The organism is Paenibacillus sp. J2R1T-4, from assembly GCF_059692235.1.
In genome coordinates this window covers 655449-678889 of sequence record NZ_JCAUBA010000002.1, presented here as the reverse complement: position 1 = coordinate 678889, position 23441 = coordinate 655449, and the positions used below count along the sequence as shown (strand labels likewise).

Here is a 23441-nt window from a genome sequence, read left to right as displayed (position 1 = left end):
TTTAGTAGAAAAGAAAGAGGAGAATGAATTATGGGAAATCCAACTGCCGATGTGCAGCTGAAAACACTATCCTTTGTCGGTTTGGAGCGGAAGAGCGGAATGATGGCGGAGCAGAGCGGCTCGTATCTCCCGAACGACCGCGGCGTGATTTTGCGGTACGCGGTGGAGCTGCCGTCCTTCGATGCAGCCTCCTATTTCGCCCCGTTCCAGAAGTATGACCCGATCCCTGGACATACCCAGGCGTGGCCGGACGGCTGTAATCGCATCCAGCCTTTGGCTGTCCGGGATTTTCACGGCCTCGCGATCGGCGGGCACTTCCTCCTGCTCCAGCTGCAAAGCGGCAACTATGCGGCGCTGCTCGCCGTTGCCGGCCCGAAGACGCTGGCTTGGTTTGCCGAGGAAGACGGCAGGCTGATGCTGGAGATCGGCACGTTCGGCACCGGACGGATAGAGGCGGACAGCATCCCGCTCTGCGCTTGGGCCGAGGCCTCCGATCCGTATGCAGCCTGCCGGAGCGTCTGGGAGACGGCGATCTCCGACAAACGGCTGGGCGGATCAGTCCGAATGCGGGAAGAAAAGCAATATCCTGAGATATTCCGCTATTTGGGCTGGTGCAGCTGGGAGGAGTACAAGTTCGACATCAACGAACAGATGCTGCTTCAAGCGGTAGATCGGATCGAGGAATCCGGGCTGCCGGTCCGGTATGTTCTGGTGGACGACGGCCACCTGCACGCCGATGCGATGCGCCGCCTCATCAGCTTCCGCACGGACGTGAATAAATTTCCGAACGGCTGGTCGGCGCTGCTGAATCGCCGGACGGAAGAACGAATCAAGTGGATGGGACTGTGGCTGAACTTTAACGGCTATTGGGGCGGGATTAGCCCGGACCACGAATTCGGCGAACTTGGATCCCACTTGGAGCAGGTGCCGGGAGACCGGCTTCAGCCGAAGAATTCGTTTCTCGATTCGCTTGCCTTCTATGAAGAAATGATCGGCGTGGTGCGGGGAGCAGGCTTCGATTTCGTCAAAGTCGACAATCAGGCGCAGAACGTGAAGCTCAATACTGGTACCGACAACGGCTCGGAGCGGGCGACGCATAATGCGCAGGCTTTGGAGACCGCTTGCGCCCGCCAATTGGACGGCTTGATCAATTGTATGGCCCATAATGCGGTCTGCATGTTCAACACGAGAATGAGCGCGGTTACCCGCTGCAGCGAGGATTACGCCGTCGGCGACCTGGGTCGGGCGCGCCGGCACCTGCACAATTCCTACGGAAATATGCCGTCGTTGGGCCAAACGGTATGGGGCGACCACGACATGTTCCATTCCGGCGACGCCGTGAGCGGCCAGGTGATGGCGATTTCCAAGGCGATGTCCGGCGGACCGGTCTACTTGTCCGACAACCCGGCGGCATTCAATGCGGGCAACGTTCTCCCGTTGTGCTACTCGGACGGAGAGCTGCTCCGTCCTCAAGCGCCGGCGGTTCCGTTGCGCGAATGTTTGTTTGACAATCCGTTGGAAGGGGAGAAGCCTTATGTCGTAATCGCTCCACTGCAGGGAGGGGCGGCCGCCGTCGTCGCCTACAATTTGTCGGAACCGGAGGTGCCGCTAGAGGGATCGATTCGTCCTGAGCATTATACCGAAGCCGGCTGCATGCTGCAGACAGAGCAGACGGTGTGGACGGTCCCGGCCGAAGGGTTGGTCATTTATGATTGGCTGGCACAGAGCGCATCCCTCTTGGAAGGTCCGCACAATTATAAGCTTCCGGGATACGGGAACCGGTTTTACATGCTGACGCCGATTCGCGACGGCTGGTCGGCCATCGGCCGCACCGACAAGTACTTGTCTGCGGCGGCGGTCGAAACGATTTCGGCCTCCGCGCAAGAATTGATCGTCCGTTTGAGAGAGAGCGGTCCCTTCGCGGTTTGGAGCGCCTATGGGCAACTGGAGGCCGACGGCTGCACGCCGGCAACGGTGGACGGCCGGTTGTGGCGTTTCGAGCCGCCGGCGGGACAAAAGTATGCTGTCATGCGAATACGTCGCAAATAATGCGAGGAGGCTGAATTCGTAAACTGTGAAAAGATGCGCAAGCCGCTTATATGGCTTATTGCAATGATTTTGACACTGGCTTCCTTCGCCTCCCGCGGGGACTTTGCAGGGTTTGTATAAAGTTTCGTTCTTCAAGGTCAAAAGGCAGACGGCCACGGACGATCCCCATATCAAGCTCGATATCGTCCCCGGCGGCTCGGCGGATACGCAGTATGTCGACGCTACGCAAGGAACATCCGATTGGGCGGTGCTCGGAACGTTCTCGTTCGACAGCTGGGGGCCGAGTACGTCAAGCTGACGAAGGTGACGACGCAGAGCAATACGTTCGTTCATGCCGACGCCGTCAAATTCGAACGCGTGGCAGCCGGCTCGGACGCTTCGCTTCACGATCGGCTCTATCGTTGAAATCCTAAGAGTACCTTAAGTCAGTGGATCAGGCAGTATGGGTCAGGAGCGATCCCGGAACAGTCTCAAGTGTTTGTGGATTATGAGCGCCTGAGAAAGCTGGAACAACAAAAACGCGAACTTCGAGGTAAGCGCTTACATGGATCGAAAAGTCGATTCAACCCGAAACTTAGGGAGGGAATGGAATGAAAAAGTTGGCAAAAGCAGCGGCATGGCTTGCGATCGTTTGCCTGTCATTCGGCGTCTTGGAAGCAGGCTTGTTCGCGCCTGTCGCGAAAGCGGCGGTCACCGTGATTCATGTGGCGAACTACGGCGCCGTTCCGAATGACGGCACGGATGACGGGGAAGCGATACGGACGGCGATCGACGAAGCTGTGCGAACGCCGGGGGGAGCGGAGGTCGTCTTCGCGACGGGCCGGTATTTGGTCGGTTCGCCGACGCGCGAGTGGCGGTTCGATACGGACGGCAGCCTAGACGGATGGACGCTGGCGAATCAATTGTCCGGCACCGTGTCGGGTGGAGTATTGACGCTCGCTCCGAGCGGAACGGACCCGTACATGATCTCGCCCGGCGCGCTCGCCATCGACGGAGACCGCTTCTTTAACGTCCGGATCCAAATGAAAAACAACACCGCCGCCACGTCGGCGTCGATTTGGTGGACAACCCAGGACGACGCGGCGTGGTCGGTCGCCAAAAGTGAGACGTTCCCGATCAAGCCGAACGACGCCGGGTTTACCGAATATACCGTCGATTTGAGCTACCACCCGAAATGGGCGGGCAACATGATCAAGAAGCTGAGGCTGGACCCGGAAAACGGAGCCGGCTCGGGGACGATCGAAATCGATTCGATCCGGGCAGACGTTGCGACCGCGGCGGAATGGAAGTTCGATACAGACGGAGTCTCCGATGGTTGGACGGCTCTTGGCGGATCCGGTCTCGTTGCGGGCGGCCGCTACCAACTGACGGTTGCCGCAGGCGACTCCGCCGTGTTGTCTCCGGAATATTTGAGCCTTCACGCCGGACGGTACGGTACGCTCAAGCTGCGGATGAAAAACAACACTTCCGCCCTCCAGGGCAGAATCCGTTATATTACCGATACGGACTTGGTGTGGGACGACAAAAAGTCGATGACGTTCGCGATTTCGGCCGGCGACGCGGACGTGAAGGAATACGTCATACCGCTCAACAGCCTGTATTACAACGGCATCGTCCGGCAAATCCGCATCGAACCAGCCGCCGGGGCCGCTTCTGGTACGGTGGAAATCGACAGTGTACGCTTCGAACCGCAAAACCCGCTAATCTCAAACTTTTATTTTCATTACAAAGGGGCTACGGGCGGACTGACGCTGCGCGGCAACAATACGGAGCTGATGTTCGCTGACCCTTTCTACGGGGCGTTCAAATTTCAGGATTCGTCCGGCATTGCGATCAAAGGCTTCACGGTCGATTACGAGAAGCCGCCTTTTACGCAAGGGGTTATCACCGCTTGCAACGGCCCGGCGGCTACGGTAGACTTCGCGCCCGACGCCGGGTACGGGTATATTTTGGACGATCCGCGTACGGCGCTCATGCCTTCCAGATGGGGAGTTGTGCGCGATCCGACCAATTTCGATTTGCAAAAGGAGGCGGCGCCGAACCTCGTCACGGTGCAGTCGTGGGAGAAGCTGGGCGCGAACACCTACAGGCTGCAGCTCCCGTCTTACCTGACTTCCAAAGTGTGCGCGGCGGGCTACATCGAGCAAAACGACAAATTCGCGTTCAGCTACCGCGGGACCGGCTTCAACGTGTTCGACTTGCGCAACGACAGCAACATTGCCATCGAAGGCGTGACCGTTTATAAAGGGGCGGGGACGACGATTACGGGGCAAAATTTGGAAGGCTACGTGACGGTCGACAACCTGAACGTTCTGCGCCGTACCCCGGATCAGGTAATGACGACCCCGGCGGACGGCATCCACATCCAGTTTTCCGCAAACGGGCCGGTCGTGCGGAATTCGACGTTCGAAGGGATGCTGGACGATGCGATCAACTTTTACCAGCATCCGAGTCAGTTGATCGAAGCGAAATCCCCGACGCAAATCTACGCGAAAATTACCGGCATTTACGCGATCGGCGATACGATTCAAGTGTTCGATCCAGGAACCGGGCGAATCCGAGGAACGGCGGTTATCGTCGGAATGGCGCCTGTAAACGGCTTCGAGTTGAAGAGCAGGGCGATTCTGACGCTGGACCGGGTGATTCCGGGTATGACGGGCGGCGACGACATGTCGACGGCGGACTCGATTTTCAACCTGACGAAAAATTTCCAAAACTACGAGGTAAGCGGCTCGACGTTCCGGGAATCGCGGCGGTACGGAGTTCTCGTGCGGCCCGGCAGCGGCGGCGTGATCCGGAACAACACGTTCACCGACCTCGGCGGGGCGGGAATCGCCGTGCAAAACGAGCCGGGACCGTTCGCGTATGAAGGGCCGATGGCGGAGCAGTTGACAATCGAAGGCAATACGTTTAACGGCAACAATTACTTGAATGATATCAACAGCGCGGCCAAGGGCGGCAAGTTGACGGCGAGCGGCATTCAAATATTCGGCGAGAAGGCCGACAAGCAAGTGTCGGATTCGCGGGGAATCCGCGGCATTACGATCCTTAACAATACGATACGCGATCCGATCCGGAACGCCATCCTGATCGCCGGCGCCGATACGGTCACGTTCGCGGGCGCCAATACGATCACGACGGCGGCGGGCGTTCGGACGCTGGACGGCGACATTGCGGCGATCAAGCTGGAAAACGCCGCAAACGTGACGCTCGACGGGGTGTCGATCACCGATCCGCGCCCCGAGCTGAATGCCGCAATCCAAGTCGGGACGGCGGTGGAGCGCCTGACGGTCGGCGGCGTCAGTTATTCTCTCGCTTCCGGCGTCCCGGGGACATTGAAGCTGGCCTCCGAGGCGCCTGCGGGCTTGACCGCGACCGGGCGCGGCAGCGGGGTGATCGAGCTCGATTGGACAGACACGGCGGGAGCGAACACGTACAACGTGTACCGCGGTACGACGCCGGACTTTGCGCCGTCGTGGGAGTCGAAAATCGCCTGCTGCGCGGAAACCCGTTATTGGGACACGGGGCTCGCACCGTCGACATCTTACTATTACAAGGCGACGGCCGTGAACACCGCCGGCTACGAGTCGGCTGCTTCGGTTGCAGCTATGGCCACGACGCTGCAAGCGCCTTTCGCCGACGACTTCGAGGACGGCAACTTCCTTGGGTGGACCGCCTCCGGAACCGGGTGGTCGGTCGTGCAGGATGGGACGAAAGTGCTGCGCCAGTCCGACTCGATCGGCGAATATATCGCGATTGCGGACGGGACTTCCGCGTACGACAGCGTGATCGAAGCCCGGATCAAGATGACGGCCGAAGGGCCTAGCTCGACGGGCTCCGGTATCGTATTCCGGCATGCGGACGGCGACAACTACTACTGGCTCAATCTGCGGCGGCCGGATAACAAGCTGCGGCTGATGAAAAAGTCGGGCACCGTGTGGAGTCAAGTGTATGCGGCCGCGCTGCCTCAAAGTTTGAACAGCTGGTACTCGGTGAAGATCGAGGCCTTCGGCGGCTCGATCAAAGCATACGTGGACGGAGCGAAGCTCGTCGACGTCACGGATTCCGGTCCGGCTTCAGGCAAGGCCGGGGTACGCGTATACAATACGGCGACGAACGTCGACGATTTTAAAGTGCAATTCGGGGCGCCTCTTCCCAATCTGATCCCGGCGCCGTTCGCCGACGGCTTCGAGGACGGGAACGCATCCGATTGGCAGAAGTCGGGCAGCGGCGTATGGTCGGTCGTCGCCGAAGGCGGTACGTACGCCTACGATCAGTCGTCCGTCGCCGGCGAGGCGATCAGCTGGCACGACGGCACTTCCGCGGCGAATAATTATGTTGCCGAGGCGAAAATCAAGCTGACCGGCGTCGGCGGAACGGACACCAGCGGGACCGGTCTCGCCTTCCACCGCACGGACAACAACAATTACTATTGGTTGAACTTGAAAGTTCCTTCGAATGAGTTGAGGCTCATGAAGAAGGTCGGGGGTACGTGGAGTCAAATCGGATCGACCGTTCCATTTCCGCTTCCGCTGAATGAGTCGCACCGGGTAAAAGTCATCATCGAATGCGATTCGATCAAAGCGTATGTGAACGGCGTCAAAGTATTCGACGTGATGGACGGCAGTTTGCCCGCCGGCGGAATCGGCTTCCGCTCCTTCAAGACGTCGGCCCGCTTCGACGACGTTACCGTCGCGTACGAAATTCCGCCCGAGGCGGTGACGCCTACGCCGCCCGGTCCGACACCGCCCGTATATTTGCTGTACGACGATTTCGAGGATGGTGATACGGCGGGCTGGACAACAGCAGGCGCGAACTGGAAGCTGGCGCCGGACGCCACGCTTGTGTACGTGCAGTCCGGAGCGAGCGGAGAAGCGGTATCTTCGGCCGGAAATGCGGCGTGGACCGATTACACCGTTCAAGCTAGGGTAAAAATGACGGCAGAAAACGGGTTTGCCACCGGCGCAGGTCTCGTGTTCCGCATGACGGACGACAATCATTACTATTGGTTGAATTTGCGCCGACCCGACGGCCAGCTGCGGTTGATGAAGAAGGACGGGCAAACATGGAGCCAGATCGCCAGTGTGCCGCTGCCGCAGCAGTTGAACACTTGGTACACGTTGAGGGTCGTCCTCAATGGAAATTCGATCAAATGCTACGTGAACGGCGTCGAGAAAATCAATGTGACCGACTCCAGCATGAGCGCGGGCAAGATCGGGTTCCGGACATACGGTACCGATGCCGAGTTCGACTATGTGACGGTGGAGTGACAGCTTCCGCCATACAGATAATAGCAGCTGCAGATCAGACTATTCCCAATGAATCTGATACATCAGTCAACGTATTGCTTCCAGATTATGATGACCTAACGAAATAATTGTGTTATGTCGATTGACACAAAACACCCCCCAATCAACTTCCTGAATTTGCAGGACTTTTAGCTTGATTGGGGGTATATTTGTGTCAATTGATTTTGACACAAATATACCCCCGTGAAATTGGAATGATCGCGAGGGCATTAAATTCTATAAGCAATATAGAATTTTTAATATATAACCTTATAAAAAGGGCAGTATTTGTACCTTGTCGGAATATGTGAAAACCCAGGAATTATTCAAGAAAAGTTAGCTGAAATGATTAAAGTAGACCGAACAACCGCAGCTCTTGCAATACAAAAGCTCGAAATGAATGGCTTTATTGAAAAAGAAAGATGATGAACTTAACAAAAAAATAAAAAGAGAAAATGATCATTCGAATAATGTCGCTTTAGCGGGATTTACCGAACTTTATCCCTGTCTGTAAGACAAGTTAAGTTCATTCTTTACCGTTCTGGGCAGACTCCGAAAGACGAGTTGGTAAGACTCGTCTACCATCTCGTATAGCTCACGATCAGGCACTGTCCCATCCAAGATGATGGTGTTCCAGTGCTTTTTGTTCATATGGTAGCCGGGCAGAATCGCGTTCGGATATTGCTGGCGTTGAATGAAAGCATCTTCCGGGTCCGCCTTTAGATTCACTGAGGGACGCTCGGACGAGCCACCGAGCAAGGCGAACATTTTATCCCCAACGAAGAGGACATTCATGTTCGGATCGAATGGAGTCCGAACAGTGACCCCGGCCTTGCGCATAGTATGCTTGATAATGGATTCATGAGAGAGCATTGTATTAGTTTCACCTCCTGATATGGTACATAAAATTATACTGCGCTTTGCAATATAGCTCAAACAATTACAGATATCAGCCGAGAAAGCCCATTCCTTCAGGCATGGGATGAATCAGCTTAGGACAAGGGCTGTCCACCGGGCAGTTTAATTGTCCTACATCTCTATATTTTCTTGTTATTTTTAATGACTTTATATACGAACATTTGTTTGGTATAATGAATATATTCAAACAAATGTTCGAAAGGAGGTGGAAACGTGCAAACCGTAACGGTTCAAGTTCGTATTTTTCCAACCCATCCAGACTTATTGCGGGAACTTGGAAAACAATATGTGGAAACGGTCAATCAGTTAACAGAGCAAGCAAAACTACTGGGGGCTTTTCCAAAGCTAACATCAAAAGATATACAAGCCAGTCTTCCATCAGCGGTAAAGAATCAAGTCATTCGAGATGCGCGAAGCATTCATAACAAATCGAAAACGAAAGAAAAACATCCGATATTAAAACGGAGAGTCTACTATGTAAATAATCAAAATTATTCGATTGGTGACAACACCGTTGCGTTTCCGGTTATGATGAATGGGAAAACGCAGCGGCTCTCCATCTCATCTCGTATAACAGAACGAGAGAAAAATAGGCTGTCTAGCGGAAAACGGGGACTTCTCAAATTGGTTGAAAAGTCGCGCAGATGGTATGTTCAAATTGCAATTGAAGTAACCACCGAACAAACGGTTGGCGATGTGACGATGGGTGTTGATCTTGGCTTGAAAGTACCAGCCGTTGTTGTCACATCAACAGGCAAAACAAAGTTTGTTGGCAACGGGAGACAGAACAAATACGTCCGTCGTAAGTTCAACCAGCGTCGAAGAAAGATGGGCAAACTTAAGAAGCTATCCGCCATCCGAAAGCAAGCAAACAAGGAACAGCGCTATATGAAAGACCAAAACCACAAAATCAGCCGACAGATCGTGAACTTGGCGATTGAAGAACAAGTAGCGGTCATCAAGATCGAGAAATTAACGAACATTCGCCAAACGACAAGAACAAGTCGTAAAAACGCTAAAAACCTGCATAACTGGTCGTTCTATCAATTGCAAATATTTATTGCGTACAAAGCTGCATTGGCGGGTATCCAAGTTGTTGAAGTGAATCCTGCCTACACTTCACAAACATGCCCGACGTGCGGTAAACGCAACAAAGCAAAGGACCGAACGTATCAATGTCCAGCATGCGGCTTCCACGCACACCGCGACAGGGTTGGAGCAATCAATATCATGCATCAACCTGCGATAGACGGTAACAGTCTGTCAGCCTAAGATGCTAGATGCACTGTCTTAGGACGGGCTGATGGCACAGCCCTGTGTCAAAACGAAGTTTTGACATTGAACTTGGGCGTTGTCCAAAACAGAAATGGACTGCGGACGCTAACGACCAAGAATCCCACGGCTTTAGCCGTGTGGAGTGTCAAAAAGAAGACATTCCCCACTAAATAGGAGTGTTCTTTCATTGTTATGGGCCGCTTAGAACTTCCATTTGAAAGAATTGGTAACAATGATAATATGGTAGAAGTCAACTTGTTTGTTAATGAGAACGAGTGAAAAACATCTAAAATAAGAAGCTGTCGCAGGAATTTATCGGAAGCCTTATTGAATGGGCAGGATAGTATGATAAGCTGTCCATTAATACTTCTTTGGGAGGTGTAAAATGATATATTTTGAGACATCGAGATTGCAATTACGCGACTGGGAAGAAACGGACTTAGAGCCATTTAGTCGACTAAATGCGGACGAAAAGGTTATGACGTATTTTCCTAAAACCTTATCATCCGAAGAAACAAATGTGTTCTATAAATCAATTGTATCCGAGTTTAAAGAATGTGGATTTGGGTTATATGCCGTAGAGGTAAAAGAAAGTAAAGACTTTATAGGGTTTATTGGATTTCATAGGACCACATTCGAGGCTGATTTTACACCGTGTATAGAAATTGGATGGCGACTGAAAAAAGATGCTTGGGGAAAAGGATATGCAACTGAGGGAGCGGAAGCTTGTTTACAATATGGATTTAACAAATTGGGTTTTATTGATGTTTATAGTTTTACAGCCGATGTTAATAACCCTTCGAAAAACGTAATGATAAAAATCGGTATGAGCTTTATTAAAACTTTCAATCATCCGAAAGTTGAGAAAAGTAGTCCTTTAAACAAACATGTTTTATTTCATACAAATCAAAATTCTGCTAATGGTATACTTTAGTGTAGAAGCTGCTTTTCGTGGCTCCTTTTTTGTTTTCTGAAGAAACGGGAGTTTAGTTTAATAATAAGTGTTTTTACCTCCATAATCTGGGGTTTAATGGTAAATTAATGTTATTATATTATAGTGGTTGATGAGGAGAGAATCGCTTGGAATTCCAAATATATGACGAGACGAATAATACCGACAAGTCTTATGTAGTAAACAAAATGATTGAGTTTAATCATAAGCATTTCCCTGATGATTTGAAGGGCAGATACCAAGTGGTTAACCTGTATTTGAAAGATGTTGATGGAAATATTTACGGAGGTTTGGTTGGTGAAATATGCTGGAATTGGTTAGAGGTACAGTACCTTTTTGTAGATGAAGCCTACCGAAAATTTGGATACGGAAAGAAACTATTGTCAAAAGCCGAAGAAATTGCTAGAGAGAAAAAGTGTGATTTCATTAAATTAGATACCATGAGCTTTCAAGCGATAGATTTCTATAAAAAACAAGGATATGAAGTGTTTGGAACGATACATAACGCTGGCAGACACACTCATTATTATTTGAAAAAAGACATCAATTAGAATAGTTGTTTCATTACGCTGTCTGCGAACGAGAGTTTAATTATTCGACGATGAAAATGAGTGGATCGGGTTGTCGATAGAGAATGGCTACAAAATTCAGGATCTAATTAATCCAGGCAATGGCTTAATAACTCGGACTAATAAGACAATCACTTCGCGAATTTAAAAACTAAAGAGCTTAAAAACTAAAGAGCTTAAAATACATATTACGATTCTAAGGAGTAATACGATGAGTACACCGAAACATATCATTTCTGCAGCGGCTATTGTAGTGAATGAAAAGAATGAATTATTACTTATTAAGGGACCAAGAAGAGGCTGGGAGATGCCTGGTGGTCAAGTAGAAGAAGGGGAATCCTTAAGTCAAGCTGCAATAAGAGAAACAAAAGAAGAATCCGGAATAGACATTGAAATTATCAAATTCTGCGGAATATTTCAAAACGTAGGAAATTCAATTTGTAACACCCTATTTTTAGCCAAGCCAATAGGTGGAGAATTAATACAATCATCAGAAAGTTTGGAGACGGGATACTTCCCGATAGATGAAGCACTAAAAAAGGTTGAATGGAAAGATTTCAGAAAAAGAATAGAGCACTGTTTAAGACCTGAAATCCAACCTTTTTGTATTGAGTTTAATGATGAGAAGAATATATGATGGTAGCTCAAGAAGCCGCAGGCACCATCTATCAACGTATTTACGTTTCGGGGAACAATTAACGGATCACGATAGCTCATGGTTTTCCAAGGAAGGGGTCGATGATGTTCAAAAAGGGCTGCCGTAGTGGCAGCCCTTTGCTACGCTCCCTCGAAATAATTTGATATTCTCACGCAAAAGCTCGTGTATTCGCAGAATTTTATCCAGCTTAAATTAGGATGATTTAAGAGAGAAAGTTACGATTGATAGTTTCACTCGTTAGAAGGAGTGCCGAACCCAGGTGGGAGTAGCTTCACCTAAATCGATCCAAATGCTGCACGTATTCTCCACATGGCCCTTAGCGATTTTCGCTCCCATGTCTCAACGGGTCATAGCCCTTTCATTCCTTCGTTACATCTATCTAAGGGGGCTCCTTTTTTCATTCATTGAACCTTATTCAGCGGGCTTCTGCCATTTGGCAATCAGTAGCCGCACATCCTGATCCAGACGAGCCTTCGCTTCTTCACTGACGGTATCGGCGTGTTGTTCATTATTCAAATGTTGAACAAAAAGGGCAAGGCTGTGCAGCCCCTGTTCGTCCTGTCCCTTTTTGCGATGATGAACCGCTTGCGTGAGATGATTGGTCAGTTGGCTGGCAAGCGGCTGCTTCAGGTTGCCTGTTGCTATATAAGCTTCCAACTCTCTTTCGATGATGTCGGCAGTCATGAGCTGAACGATCATCTGAGATACTTCTTCGCGCCATTTCCGGTATATGGAAGCATCCTTCGTGTATACTCTCTCCGTGGATACGACGGCATCGGCGTTCAATAGCACTTTAGCCTCTGTAAGGAGATTATCGGATATTCCAGCCTCATCTGCGCGTTCGATCGAGGCTTCCAACACGTTCAACAGGTTATAATCCTCCAAACCGTCCCGGAAGTTATGCATCCGCTGTGAAGCTAGTGGACCGTCCGCACCCGGATAGAACAGCGATCCGTCTCCGTTGGCAGTGGGATACGTCCGCGGGTCCCAGTTGCTCAATATTCCGTCATCCATCGGGCCACGATTGACCCATCTGGCGATGTTATAGTACAAAAATCCATCTACATCCATCTTGTGCGACATCGGCCCCAAGAGAACGCGGGTGTCACTCGGCGCATACCCATTAAACCAATTCGGAAGCGGATCCCTCACGGCCTGATGAGTATACCAATACACCTTGGCGCCTCGATTCTGCGCTCTGATTCTCGCATCGTGGTTGATAAGCTCTACACCGGGCACCCAGATGTCAACCAGCCCGGCCAAACCGGTATCTACACCTAGTGATCTGTCCAAATAAGTTGTCATAATAGGCAGATCCGGAAAGCGTTCTTTAATCTGTCTGAAGATCTCCTTAGCCAAGCCCAACTGACTGCTTTCGTCAAATCCATAGATGTATGCTTTATCCGCCAATCCTGCTTGTTCGTATTCCACCATAGCGGTTTCGATTGTCAGTAAAATTTTGTCGATCTGCGGTTGCCATGTTCCCGGCTTGTTCATATCAAAATTCATCGAGTATGGGGGAAGGTAGATGATGTTAAATTGACGCAATCCCCATTCGTGCTTAATCTTCAACAATTCCTCCACAGTGGGCGGTTTTGTATTATAAATGAGATCCGGTTCAATTTTAAAGGTTTCGAGCAAATCAATATATTTATCTTCCAGTTTTGCAAATTCCTCTGCGTCGGTGATATTGTAAATCTCCTCCAGAATATACCAACGTTCCGAAAACTTTGCTTGAGCGAATGGATTCACTGACTTTGTCGTGATGGATGTGGCCAGATCGGGGCGATCTGGAATGGCGAACGGCCAGACCACCGCATCGATCTCCAGAACTTCGGCGACCTTCCCGTCAGCAGAGAATTGAACAGTGACACGATATGTTCCTGGGTTTGCTTTGTTGCCTGTGTACAGCTCGATCCAGAACGGCTGCATATCCCAAGCGGCAACATCCACGCTGGAAATATCCGTCCGAACCGGGTCAGGGATCCAGCCCTCATAATCTTTCGGTCGGTCCCCCAAGGCCGGCAGCGTAACAGGAGTCTTTTTTACATAGACTGAGCCGAGCGGGTTGACGGATGCACGGAACAGCGATGCCGGGACTTCATCGCCTTCTGGGCCTTTGATGCTTGTGATCTCTGCGCTCAAATTACGCAAGGTCTCTCCATAAGGCATTACTACGGCTTGAAGACTCTCATATTCTCCTTGAGCCAGCGTTAGTTCGGCCGGACCAGTCGAACACGAGCGGCACGGCAAATCGCGCGGATACACCAGGCTCATCGTATCCGCGGTAGTTAAACCGAATGCCGAGGACGGACGAGCCTTTCTCGCCTCGACGAAGTTGTTCAGTCTTTTAATCTCCAAGGAAATTCGTTCGGCTTCGACTTTCAGGGCGCGTAAGGCGGAAGGGTTTTCCTTCGATTGCACTCCCTGTTCCTCCAACCCTTGGAGTTGGCCATTCAACTTTACCGATTGAGTCCTGAGTGCCTGATTCTCAACAGCGTCGCTTATAGGAATCTTGCTGCTTACGGTTTGAAGCTCATTCCGGGCAGTGTAGATGATGTGCATTGCTTGCTGGTATCTGGCTTCACGATCTTCCTCATTTAATAACATCAACTGCATGAAGGACACAAAATAGCTGCTAGACGTCGCAGCCTTACCTACACATTCAAAAGTGATGTGGTGAGTTCCTTCTGTTAAAAACATTGTTGTTAAGGCTTCAAACTCGCCAGGTCCGTTGGTAGGAGCATGAAAATTGTATTGACCGACGGATTCGCCGTCAATTTTGATTTCGTAAATACCGTAGGTGAGTGCCCTGTACGCTTGCAAATCAATCTCATACTCATCCGCTTGAGCTACCTCAAACGCAACCGTCACATGATGTCCCGGTCCTACCGAATTTCTGAACAGCAATGCTCCCAAAGAAAGTCCGAGTTCTGATGGGGGCATGTAACGCGTACCCAGCGTAGCCTCCGTGACCTTGAGGTCTTTAAAATTGTATATTGTACCAGTTGGTTGTGCAGTCTGTGAATCTTCTGCCAAAACTGTCGTGGATACACTTCCCCACAAGAAACAAAAAATCAACACATAACTTATCCATTTTCTCACTTGTTAATCCTCCTTTTTGTTGGATTGCCCGGGCATATTCCCCAAAAAAGCGCTTACAACAATCTAACAAGAAGCCCGCAAAATAAGGTCCTGTACAAGGCACGACTGAGTCTGCTAATGCCACATACCTCAAATATGATGCTAATGTTCATATTTAGACTAACCAAATGACTTTGATAGGGTGCTATGCGAAACGGATTTCGAAGTGCCGCTGCCATTAGGTTCTTGGTTTCGCAGGCTTTTCGCTTGAGATAGTTCCTATAAATCGCAAAATGTGAAGGGTTCATCCAAGCATCTGTCGTCTATAATTAACTCACCTTTTTAAATAGACGTCCAGCCAGGGGTAACCATAACGGCGTAAAATCGTTGGAATGAATAGAGGTGTTTCGATGTGTGGGAGATTTTCGATTGCAGTTGAAAATGACGATGTGATCCAGGAGTCTCAAGTCGATCATACTTCTATGAATTACAATATGCGATATATATTGCACTCATCAACGAATAGCTGGAGTTGTTAATAGATAAGGCATTAGTGAAAAGAGGCGTTTTAGATTAATTCCGTCCTGGGCCTGTTCCGAAGATACGGCGATTCCTCCCGAGCAGTGGTTTTTTGTCCATGAAGTCAGACCGGAACCGAAGCTGTAATTAGGGAAAAGGAAAAAGATTTCATTTCGCTCCTTTCTTAATAAAATCAAGTGCTTTCATTGAAGGTACAATAAAATTATACTCCGCGTTAAGTTTGCACATCAGACAATTCGTAAAAAAATGCAGACAGTTCAGCACTTATCGAGCGTGGAAGTATTTGAAGGATTTGCTTCAGTCAACTGCATGATACTATTTTCTTGGATAGTGGGTGAAAATCTCAAGATAGAGAACGGTAAGAAATTACCGATTGATGGTGAAGCTTATTGCTTATTGTTCCAATATAGACTTTTGGCGAATTTATGAGTGAACCGGGAGTTGCTACCTACGACAACTGTTCAATTTTTCTTAGTTCATCATCCAAAACCTGAGCCAATCGTCTTCTTTGGATTCCGTAAGTTTCTTGGACATTCCTAATCCAAGGTTTTCGAAAAGTTCTTCGCTTACTTCATTTTTATCCATTGTAATGAACTTGATAAACTCCAGGGCCAAATCTGGATTCTTAGATTTTTGTAAAATAGCTATGCCTCCCGAAGTGCCGAAAACTGCACGCGACTTGTTTGGAAATGAAGGAGTTACTGCTACACCAATATTATCTTTATGTTCAGTTGATAACAGAGAAAGATAACTGTAAGAAGCGACGAACATCCCAATGTCACCTTTGATTTTTCTGTATATATCCTTCTTCAACATTCCTGAGCCCTATAATGTAAAGAAAGGTGGAATTAACATTGTTCGAATATAAATACGTAGAAACATCTCTGGGCGGTTTTTTTTCAGCACCCCCCCACCGCCAAACCAGAAATGAATATGCTGCACAAGGTTGGAGATTAGTACAGGTCTTAGCGACAAACTATAATGGTCATGGGAAGCCTGGATTATACGAAATCATTTTGGAAAGACCAATACAAAAAAACACTACCTTACCAAAAGGTGTTGCTAAACTAGCGGATAACGATAGCTATAAAAGACACCAACGGCAGCCGACAAGACAATCGACTGCCGTTTAATCAAGGAAGGAAAAAATAGGAATTTAACGAATTATAGAGGAGATGCTGCGAAAAAGGCAGGTGCAGGAGAGGAGTTCTTAATCCCTACCTGGGTGTTTGACGACTGAGAGATGGATAATAAATTTCTGCTGAAATAATAGAGCATGACAATATATGTCAGGGTGTTCCCCTTAAACTGTATTAAAAAGGATCCATAAGAAAGGGAAAATAAAATGATGGTCAAACGATTGGAAGGTATAACGTATAAGCAAAAAAATTGGATTACGCAGTTGGATTGCATATTTGAATGCGCCTCTTATCTGGGCGTACCAATGAGTCGGGCTTGGTTGTACGGGGGAACCGGCTTTGCATTCCTGATGAACATGGAGAATAAAGGACAGCCTGGAGGATTCCAAGCGTTTGATACGGAAATGATTCGGAACCTGGCTAACAATCTCGGCATCACCATAGAAGGAGTTATCTCGTTGCAAAAAGACAGCGACTTTCAATTCAAGCAGCTCGCGGCGTGGGAATCGGTCAAAGGGGCAATCGATCGCGGAACTCCTTGCTATGGCTATTCGATAGGGATCCCGGAATATTACGTCGTGGACGGGTATGATGAAGAAGGCTACCTTTTCCAGGGGATCGGAACCGATGATTGGGAATGGCAAGTCAGTCCTGAGGCGGCTAAAGCGCTCGATAAAGGCATAGCGAATGACGAGGTCAGGGAGCTAGCTCGTTCGCTTGGCGTAACGCTGTCCGATAATATCGTAGTTGGACGCAACGGAGGACCTTATGAAATTATGGACGATCAAGGCCATTCCCTCACAGTCGCGGGAAAAGCCCATTTAGCCTGGGATCGGCTGGCGACGAAGCACGTCGGTCTTTTGGAAATGTTCTGGGTCGAGAAGGGGATTGCATCGAATGACAGGGACATTGTGCGAGAGGCTCTTCAATTTGCCTTGGAATTTTCCCGAAGTCCTCGAAAATGGCTGTTCGACGGGTACAAGGCAGGACTCGAAGCGTACGACAATTTCATGCAAACCTTCCTTAGGGCGGATACAGATGGTTTTGGATTATCCATCAACGCTGAAGCTTGGGCGGAGTGCCGTTCTATGGCGGCCCCATTCCTACTAGAGGCGGCGGACAGAATCGGCGGGGAGGCAGCCGGATTCATGCGTCAAGGTGCGCGTGAATACGATTTTATTCACGAACATTTGCGCAGCGTTAGGGACTTGTATCCGTTCCATGGGAGGAAGCCGGAAGATATGAAAGACCGAACTCGCATCTCCCAGGCAGTCCAGCACCTCGAGCGGGCAAAAGAAATGGAGCGCAAAGGCCTTCAAACATTGGAGCGAATTGCGGACGCCTTATACTAGGTTTCGGAAGGGTGACTCGACAATGAGCAATATGCATCGCATCTCCTGGATTGACTCACAAATCCGTGGCGACCGTTTTCCCAATTCGGTAACGATCGCAGAGAAGTTCTCCATTTCTTCCAGGCAAGCTTCGCGTGACTTGGAATATTTGAGGGATTCGATGTGCGCACCTCTTGCCTACAGTCATGAACGCAGAGGTTATTACTATAATGGACATTCATACGCCGTAACTAACTTGTTCATGACCGAAGAAAATAGGAGAACGTTAGCCTATTTAGCGGAGCAATACAAACGCATTGAGAACGAGCATGCCACTCATTTAGCACGGCTCTTTAGCCGACTTGTCGGGGAGGGGACGAAGGAGGATTCATCCGCGTCTATTCCGATTTTCCCGGTCGAACCGGCGATGCTCTCGCGGTTTGACGTGCTTAGTCAGGCCATCAAGGAACACCGCAAGGTCCGAATCCTATACGGCAAAAGTCGAGAAGACAACGAAGAGGGATTGTTGTCTCCATATAAGATCTACGTCTATTGCAAAGAAAACTATGTGGCCGGGTATTGCGAGCCGGAGGGAGAGATTCGGTTGTTTCGCCTTGACGATCTTCGCGATGCAGTCCCTACCGAACAGTCGTATGACCTGACACCATTGTTAATAAGGGCGGAAATCTTCCCGTATTTAACGGAAGAGATGAATTCTGCAATCATTCGCTTCGACATCCCGTCATATGCACAAATGCTTGACATACGGGCGGTGGAGTTGGTTCCCGGCACTTTTCGCGTAGAATACATGGACAAGGATCTGCTCATTGCCAAGTTGCTAGCATGTCCAACCGGGTTTGAGATCTTAACCCCACGTTGGCTGCATAACCTTACGTACAACAGATTGCGGAGAAAGCTTAGATTAGTTTGATATAACAGGACGAGGCTGCCGGCAGGGTAGCCTCGTTGACGGGCAGGATAGTTCAATAAAGTGATGAGTTGGGATTACGATGTGAAGTTGTATACAGTTGGGTTATTGTACCAGAATGGAAAAAGCTCTTTCGATCGCCATTTTTATCATAGGTATAATGGGTATAGACAACCATCCTATTAAGATCAATAATTTGGCTAACTGTGTAGGCTTCTTCCAACCAATACATAAAGTAAATACAAGGGGCTATCTCAACGTAATTAAATTGATAGTAACCTTTGTGTCCTGTATGTTGCCCAGCAATCCCTTCATCATATCGATGAGTGGGATCGAAGAAATGAATGATAAAGACATTGCCATCTACATAATCATATCTATAGGTTTTTCCAGCGTAAACAGGGATTTGATGACTATGTTGTACATAATGAAAATTGGGATAATGCATACAATACTCCTCCTTTATGAGCAGTATATGCAAAATCTAGGCGTATGCTCTAATGTCAGCTTTTTTGTCGCTTTAAACTAAATGAGCTCGTAACGAGTTGGGGTCGGCCTCTTCAGGAGACGGCACCTTGCAGATCATAATATCGAATAATAACCCGCTCAAATAATATTTAAGCGGGTTATTATTTTTTTAGAGTAGGGACTTAGAATAGGGGAGCATATCAATCGGACGTCAGCCTCGTTGTGGCCGGGCAGTTATGTTCAAGTTTGTAATGTTTTCGATTTTTTGAAAATTGTGTTTACCTCACAATGGTTATTTGATAATATAATCACCATATTCAAATGCGATGAAGAGAAGAGTAAATAGAGGGATTCTTTCACAGAGAGCTCCGTTAGCTGAAAAGGAGTAAGGAATTCTGTATTGAAAAAAGCCTCAGAGCAGCACATCGGACCCCAATTAAAAGGAAGATGGTGTGTCAGGAGCTCCTGTTACAGAGCTAGAGTATAAGCATTACACTGTAATGTCGTACTTGAAGAGGTTAATATGGTGACATATTAGCGAATCTGGGGTGGTACCACGAGTATACCAAATCTCGTCCCTAAGACTGAATAATGTCTTGGGGGTGGGATTTTTTTGTTGTTTCAAAGATTATAGAGCTCACAACATATGGTACACAATCAGACTATTTGAATAATTATTAAGGGAGAACTTGGATGCCCTATACGTACTTCGGATGATAAACAATAAATGGGGATATTCTCCTTGTGTTAAATGTGTTATTCACCGAGGAACCCAATGTATGAATAGGCTCCCATTAATCATGTCATCTTGAAAGGATTTGAATATCTAATGACAGAAAAACTGAAGGTAGGAATTATCGGAGGAACGGGAATGGTTGGGCAACGGTTTGTTCAGTTGCTGGATCAGCATCCGTGGTTTAAGGTAACAGCGATTGCAGCTAGTGCAAGTTCGGCGGGTAAAACTTATGAAGAATCTGTACATGGCAGATGGAAGATGCTTGTCCCGATTCCTGAAGAAGTGAAAAAACTCGTTGTTCAGGACGCTTCGAAAGTGGAAGAGGTTGCAGATCAAGTCGATTTCATTTTTTGTGCCGTAGATATGAAAAAGAAAGAAATTCAAGCATTGGAAGAAGCATACGCAAAAACGGGTACGCCCGTGATATCCAATAATTCGGCTCACCGCTGGACGCCTGACATCCCGATGGTCATTCCGGAAATTAACCCGGAACATATTGCAGTGATTGCCGCTCAGAGAAAGAGGCTTGGAACTTCGACCGGATTTATTGCCGTAAAGCCTAATTGTTCGATTCAGAGCTATGTGCCTGCACTTCATGCATTGCTGGATTTCAAACCAACCAAAGTGGTTGCATCGACGTATCAGGCGATTTCCGGAGCTGGCAAAAACTTTACCGATTGGCCCGATATGTTGGATAATGTAATCCCTTATATTGGCGGCGAGGAAGAAAAAAGCGAGCAGGAACCACTGCGCATTTGGGGTAGCCTTGTAAATGGTGAAATTATAAAAACCAGCACACCTATTATTACAACGCAGTGTATTCGTGTTCCAGTAACAGACGGACATTTGGCTACGGTATTTGTATCGTTCGAGAACAAACCTTCAAAAGAAGAAATTCTCGATCGCTGGCTCCAATTCAAAGGACGGCCTCAGGAGCTTGGCTTGCCAAGCGCACCAAAGCAATTCATAACTTATTTTGAAGAAGAAAACAGACCACAGACAAAACTTGATCGTGATATTGAGCGAGGTATGGGGGTTTCGGCGGGTAGATTGCGCGAGGATTCCATATACGATTATAAATTTGTAGGACTATCGCATAATACATTACGTGGAGCAGCGGGCGGCGCTGTTCTGATCGCTGAACTGCTCAAAGCGGAAGGATACATTCAGGCAAAGTAAAAGCACTCACATCGGTTTGAATAGATAGACAAAACAGCAAGCACTCTGGCACGTTCAGGGGCTTGCTGTTCTTTCCGATCAGACTTCAAGTCTCGGCTTAGCTTTATATCGGTTATCTTGCGGCCCCCAGAGGTGAACGGCAGCCACCGGTCCCCATTCCCAATTGGTTGTAATATTCTTTTATATTCATAATGGTCTGACCGTTTGTGACTTGGGTAATGATCTTGCCGATTTCTTCAACATTTAAGGTTCTGTTCTCCAAAAGTGCATCAAAGGTTTGCTTGATTTCTTTAGGAAACACATTTCCGACCATACTGGACAAGCCATTACATCCACCTAATACAATATTGCAAACTAGGTTTTCATCACCAGCTGTGAACCGAACAAACGATTCAGGAAATAATGAGTCTTTATGACGACGAACGTCTCCTGCTTCTTTAAAACCCAAGATGTTTTTATGTCTTCTTATTAAATCGTGCAAAGCTCCCAGACTCAAATCAAAACCTGTCCGGGAAGGATTGTTGTAAAGAATTACATCTTTGGTTGTGTGTGAGAGCAACTCATCCACATACAAAATGGCTTGTTGCTGGGTCGGTTTAATGTAAGGAGGGAATCCGATCATGACTATATCAAAGACCGATTCTTCAAGTGCCTGGATCAATCTCACCCCGTCTCGGGTTCTGATGGATGCAACGCCAAAAATCAATTCTACGTCCAGAAAATGCTTCTGATTAAAATAGTTAATAATATGCAGTCGTTCCTCGATGCTCAATGAATGCTGTTCCCCTGTTGAACCTGAAACAAACAAAGAGTCGATTCCGTTTCCTTTTATTCACGTCCGAAGAGTGGTTATTTTGTCGTAGCCAAAGAAGCGCTTCTTCCGTTGCTGCAAACAAAACGAATCGATTTTGCATCAGCGGCTCCCGATCCCGCGTCGATACCCCAAATCGACTTTCGTCAATGCTTGAACAAAGCGATGGAATTATTTGAGACGTCCATTTTCACTTATCCCGATCCACAGGGTTTGCTTTCTCTTCGCAAGGAGATCGTAAAGCTTTTTCAGAAGCAACAGGTTTTCCCTTCGGCAGAGCAAGTTTTTGTATTTTCAGGCGCTCAACAAGCTCTTCATCTTCTAGCCGGGATGCCTTTCCCAAACGGAAAAACTAACATTTTGGTTGAACAGCCTACCTACTGGGGAATGCTGGCTGCGCTTAAGACACAAAGACAAACCGTAATCGGCATCGAAAGAACTCCTAAAGGAATTGATTGGGCAATTTTGGAGCGCCATTTTCAAAGTAATATGATCAAGTTTTTTTATACAATACCGCGATTCCATAATCCGTTAGGTACTTCTTACACAGCGGAAGACAAACAGCGACTGGCAGAACTCGCCAAAGCCAATGACGTTTACATCGTTGAGGATGATTATCTTGCTGATTTGGAAAAAAACAGTAAAGCAGATCCTATTCACGCTTATAATGGAGCCAGTCATGTCATTTATCTCAGAAGTTTTTCCAAAGTGATGCTGCCCGGATTAAGGCTTGCCGCGGCCGTAGTACCAGATTCGCTTATTCCTTTACTCCAATGGCATAAACATACGGCGGATCTGAGCACCTCAGTGCTTTCTCAGGGTGTGCTTGAGATTTATATGAAGTCCGGAATGTATGCTCATCATGCGAAGCAAATGAAATCCGTATACAATCATCGCATTAAACATCTAAGAGAAATTTCACAGCGATTATTGCCAAAAGAGTGTTTATATACCATCCAATCTTGCGGAGGGCTCTTCGCTTCAATACACCTTCCGGAATCCATTCATACAGAAGATTTGGTCAAGCGATTGGAGAATCGTGGCGTTGATGTACTGGAAACTGATAAGCAATTCCTTTCTTCTTTCCCTAAGCTTAACTTGCTGCGCCTTAGCATCATTCGGACCGATGAGCAAGATATTGAAGAGGGCATCCGCATCATTTCCGAAGAACTGGAGCGTTCCAAATACACAAGCAGTTCCCCTAAGCCATTCTTTCGGTTGTGATTACAGACAGATTCTTATTTTTTCTGTAATTGGTTAAAGACTGCTCCTTTTAATATCAACCCGGGTTCAAACGATTTCCACCGATTTACCGGAAATGACCAAAATTATTAATGAAGAAACAGAGAAAAAACGGTTGTGTTAGAAAAGGGACCTGGCGGACTTCAATTTGAAGTCTAACGGAGAACGTTACTTGCAAAGGGATCAGCTAATTGCAGTGCAGTTAGCTGATCCCTTTTGTTCGCTGAAGTAACGGGCAGTTATCTGGAACTATTTTGACTTTGTGTTTTAGGTT

General features: G+C 48.1%; 17 protein-coding genes, 1 pseudogene and 1 other annotated feature. Of the genes and pseudogenes, 13 read left to right on the top strand and 5 right to left on the bottom strand.

The window, feature by feature from the left end; all coding sequences use genetic code 11:
- Positions 1-30: 30 nt before the first annotated feature.
- From AC58QD_RS06730 to AC58QD_RS06715, 4 genes and pseudogenes are all read left to right on the top strand, one after another.
- On the top strand, positions 31-2049 hold the full coding sequence (locus AC58QD_RS06730; protein ID WP_497331301.1) for a Sip1-related alpha-galactosidase: 2019 nt from the start codon (positions 31-33) through the stop codon (positions 2047-2049).
- 103 nt (positions 2050-2152) lie between these two features.
- On the top strand, positions 2153-2347 hold the full coding sequence (locus AC58QD_RS06725; RefSeq protein ID WP_497331299.1) for a hypothetical protein: 195 nt from the start codon (positions 2153-2155) through the stop codon (positions 2345-2347).
- A gap of 292 nt (positions 2348-2639) precedes the next feature.
- Positions 2640-7319 carry a 3-keto-alpha-glucoside-1,2-lyase-like domain-containing protein gene (locus tag AC58QD_RS06720; protein WP_497331297.1) on the top strand — a complete coding sequence of 1560 codons (4680 nt, stop codon included), beginning with the start codon at positions 2640-2642 and terminating at the stop codon, positions 7317-7319.
- Between the two features lie 233 nt (positions 7320-7552).
- Positions 7553-7833: pseudogene (locus tag AC58QD_RS06715) on the top strand (MarR family transcriptional regulator); the annotation flags it as partial.
- 2 nt (positions 7834-7835) lie between these two features.
- On the opposite strand, the gene AC58QD_RS06710 reads toward AC58QD_RS06715, so the two are convergent.
- Positions 7836-8210, bottom strand: a complete 375-nt coding sequence (locus AC58QD_RS06710) for an MmcQ/YjbR family DNA-binding protein (RefSeq protein WP_497331295.1) — start codon at positions 8208-8210, stop codon at positions 7836-7838.
- Positions 8211-8468: 258 nt separating this feature from the next.
- On the opposite strand from AC58QD_RS06710, the gene AC58QD_RS06705 reads away from it, so the two are divergent.
- The 4 genes from AC58QD_RS06705 (at position 8469) to AC58QD_RS06690 (ending at position 11688) form a co-directional block, all read left to right on the top strand.
- The gene (locus AC58QD_RS06705) at positions 8469-9527 is read left to right on the top strand and encodes an RNA-guided endonuclease TnpB family protein (protein WP_497331293.1); all 1059 of its coding nucleotides are present in this window, start codon (positions 8469-8471) and stop codon (positions 9525-9527) included.
- A 388-nt stretch (positions 9528-9915) separates the two neighbouring features.
- The gene (locus AC58QD_RS06700; RefSeq protein ID WP_497331291.1) at positions 9916-10464 is read left to right on the top strand and encodes a GNAT family N-acetyltransferase; all 549 of its coding nucleotides are present in this window, start codon (positions 9916-9918) and stop codon (positions 10462-10464) included.
- Between the two features lie 146 nt (positions 10465-10610).
- Positions 10611-11033, top strand: a complete 423-nt coding sequence (locus AC58QD_RS06695; protein ID WP_497331289.1) for a GNAT family N-acetyltransferase — start codon at positions 10611-10613, stop codon at positions 11031-11033.
- A 229-nt stretch (positions 11034-11262) separates the two neighbouring features.
- Positions 11263-11688 carry an NUDIX hydrolase gene (locus AC58QD_RS06690; RefSeq protein WP_497331287.1) on the top strand — a complete coding sequence of 142 codons (426 nt, stop codon included), beginning with the start codon at positions 11263-11265 and terminating at the stop codon, positions 11686-11688.
- Between the two features lie 432 nt (positions 11689-12120).
- Here AC58QD_RS06690 and AC58QD_RS06685 read toward each other — a convergent pair whose 3' ends face one another.
- Positions 12121-14814, bottom strand: coding sequence for a DUF4091 domain-containing protein (locus AC58QD_RS06685; protein WP_497331285.1), 2694 nt, complete (start codon positions 14812-14814; stop codon positions 12121-12123).
- Between the two features lie 990 nt (positions 14815-15804).
- Complete coding sequence (locus tag AC58QD_RS06680; protein ID WP_497331283.1) at positions 15805-16149, bottom strand: extracellular solute-binding protein; 345 nt, start codon at positions 16147-16149, stop codon at positions 15805-15807.
- Positions 16150-16187: 38 nt separating this feature from the next.
- Between AC58QD_RS06680 and AC58QD_RS06675 the strand changes: the two genes are divergently transcribed.
- From AC58QD_RS06675 to AC58QD_RS06665, 3 genes are all read left to right on the top strand, one after another.
- On the top strand, positions 16188-16466 hold the full coding sequence (locus tag AC58QD_RS06675; RefSeq protein ID WP_497331281.1) for a DUF4177 domain-containing protein: 279 nt from the start codon (positions 16188-16190) through the stop codon (positions 16464-16466).
- Positions 16467-16678: 212 nt separating this feature from the next.
- Positions 16679-17824, top strand: a complete 1146-nt coding sequence (locus AC58QD_RS06670; protein WP_497331279.1) for a cysteine peptidase family C39 domain-containing protein — start codon at positions 16679-16681, stop codon at positions 17822-17824.
- A 22-nt stretch (positions 17825-17846) separates the two neighbouring features.
- Positions 17847-18734 (top strand): helix-turn-helix transcriptional regulator, encoded by an 888-nt coding sequence (locus AC58QD_RS06665; RefSeq protein ID WP_497331277.1) that lies wholly within the window; start codon positions 17847-17849, stop codon positions 18732-18734.
- A 52-nt stretch (positions 18735-18786) separates the two neighbouring features.
- Here the strand turns inward: AC58QD_RS06665 and AC58QD_RS06660 are convergent, their stop codons facing one another.
- The gene (locus tag AC58QD_RS06660; protein WP_497331275.1) at positions 18787-19179 is read right to left on the bottom strand and encodes a MoaF-related domain-containing protein; all 393 of its coding nucleotides are present in this window, start codon (positions 19177-19179) and stop codon (positions 18787-18789) included.
- Between the two features lie 337 nt (positions 19180-19516).
- Positions 19517-19782 (top strand) — a binding site (T-box leader).
- Between the two features lie 246 nt (positions 19783-20028).
- On the opposite strand from AC58QD_RS06660, the gene asd reads away from it, so the two are divergent.
- On the top strand, positions 20029-21114 hold the full coding sequence (gene asd, locus AC58QD_RS06655; RefSeq protein ID WP_497331411.1) for an aspartate-semialdehyde dehydrogenase: 1086 nt from the start codon (positions 20029-20031) through the stop codon (positions 21112-21114).
- Positions 21115-21226: 112 nt separating this feature from the next.
- On the opposite strand, the gene AC58QD_RS06650 is transcribed toward asd, so the two are convergent.
- The gene (locus AC58QD_RS06650; protein WP_497331409.1) at positions 21227-21931 is read right to left on the bottom strand and encodes a dihydrodipicolinate synthase family protein; all 705 of its coding nucleotides are present in this window, start codon (positions 21929-21931) and stop codon (positions 21227-21229) included.
- Positions 21932-21997: 66 nt separating this feature from the next.
- Between AC58QD_RS06650 and AC58QD_RS06645 the strand changes: the two genes are divergently transcribed.
- Positions 21998-23149 carry an aminotransferase-like domain-containing protein gene (locus tag AC58QD_RS06645; protein ID WP_497331273.1) on the top strand — a complete coding sequence of 384 codons (1152 nt, stop codon included), beginning with the start codon at positions 21998-22000 and terminating at the stop codon, positions 23147-23149.
- Positions 23150-23441: the final 292 nt, after the last annotated feature.

What these genes read in the sequence shown, in the direction of transcription:
- AC58QD_RS06730 (WP_497331301.1), top strand. Translation starts at nt 31, where the DNA reads ATGGGAAATCCAACTGCCGATGTGCAGCTGAAAACACTATCCTTTGTC.
- AC58QD_RS06720 (WP_497331297.1), top strand. Translation starts at nt 2,640, where the DNA reads ATGAAAAAGTTGGCAAAAGCAGCGGCATGGCTTGCGATCGTTTGCCTG.
- AC58QD_RS06710 (WP_497331295.1), bottom strand. Translation starts at nt 8,210, where the DNA reads ATGCTCTCTCATGAATCCATTATCAAGCATACTATGCGCAAGGCCGGG.
- AC58QD_RS06700 (WP_497331291.1), top strand. Translation starts at nt 9,916, where the DNA reads ATGATATATTTTGAGACATCGAGATTGCAATTACGCGACTGGGAAGAA.
- AC58QD_RS06690 (WP_497331287.1), top strand. Translation starts at nt 11,263, where the DNA reads ATGAGTACACCGAAACATATCATTTCTGCAGCGGCTATTGTAGTGAAT.
- AC58QD_RS06680 (WP_497331283.1), bottom strand. Translation starts at nt 16,149, where the DNA reads ATGTTGAAGAAGGATATATACAGAAAAATCAAAGGTGACATTGGGATG.
- AC58QD_RS06670 (WP_497331279.1), top strand. Translation starts at nt 16,679, where the DNA reads ATGATGGTCAAACGATTGGAAGGTATAACGTATAAGCAAAAAAATTGG.
- AC58QD_RS06665 (WP_497331277.1), top strand. Translation starts at nt 17,847, where the DNA reads ATGAGCAATATGCATCGCATCTCCTGGATTGACTCACAAATCCGTGGC.
- AC58QD_RS06660 (WP_497331275.1), bottom strand. Translation starts at nt 19,179, where the DNA reads ATGCATTATCCCAATTTTCATTATGTACAACATAGTCATCAAATCCCT.
- asd (WP_497331411.1), top strand. Translation starts at nt 20,029, where the DNA reads ATGACAGAAAAACTGAAGGTAGGAATTATCGGAGGAACGGGAATGGTT.